Origin of the sequence: Streptomyces murinus (assembly GCF_002154555.1) — a bacterium.
GTDB lineage: Bacteria > Actinomycetota > Actinomycetes > Streptomycetales > Streptomycetaceae > Streptomyces > Streptomyces murinus.
In genome coordinates this window covers 1-622 of record NZ_MUNF01000662.1, presented here as the reverse complement: position 1 = coordinate 622, position 622 = coordinate 1, and the positions used below count along the sequence as shown (strand labels likewise).

The following is a 622-nucleotide window of genomic DNA, read 5'->3' as shown; positions in this document are numbered from 1 at the left end:
CACGGCCGTACGGGCACGGCTTCCGCCGCGGCGAGCCGTGCCCGTACGGCCGTGAGCGCCTCGGTGGCGGCGCCGAAGCGGAGCATCAGACCGCGCAGGGTCGAGCCCAGGGCCCCGGCGACGACACAGAGACCGGGCAGCAGCAGCGCCTCGGCCACGGGGGCGGACCTGTCGGCCTTCAGAGTGAGGTGGACGACGAACAGGATCAGCGCCTGGAGCGAGGCGAAACAGGCCGCCCCGCGCCAGCTGTAGAGCAGCCCGGCGAGCAGCGGGGTGCAGACGCCGACGTAGGCAAGCGTGGTGTCCGGCCCGGCCGAGACCAGCAGGAGCGAGCCGATGAGGGTGTCGGCGGCGAGCAGCGCGGGGTGCCGCAACAGCAACGGCCCGAATCGCTCCCAGTCCCGGAACAGGACGTACGACACCATGACCGCGACGACAACCGCCACCCCGACGAGCCGCACCCCGACCCCGGGCGCGGCATGCAGCAGGGCCGCGGGCGCCGCTACACCGATCATGGCCAACCGAAACCCGAAGACTTGCCGGCACATGGCTTGAAGCGCCCGGATCTGAAGCTGCTCGGAGGGGGGTTCGGGGCGTTCGAGGGGATCGCTGGGTTCGGGGG

The 622-nt window shown here is 72.5% G+C and carries 1 pseudogene; it reads right to left on the bottom strand.

Annotated features, from left to right (window positions below):
* Window positions 1-566: pseudogene (locus CCN72_RS32525) on the bottom strand (two-component sensor histidine kinase); the annotation flags it as partial.
* Window positions 567-622: the final 56 nt, after the last annotated feature.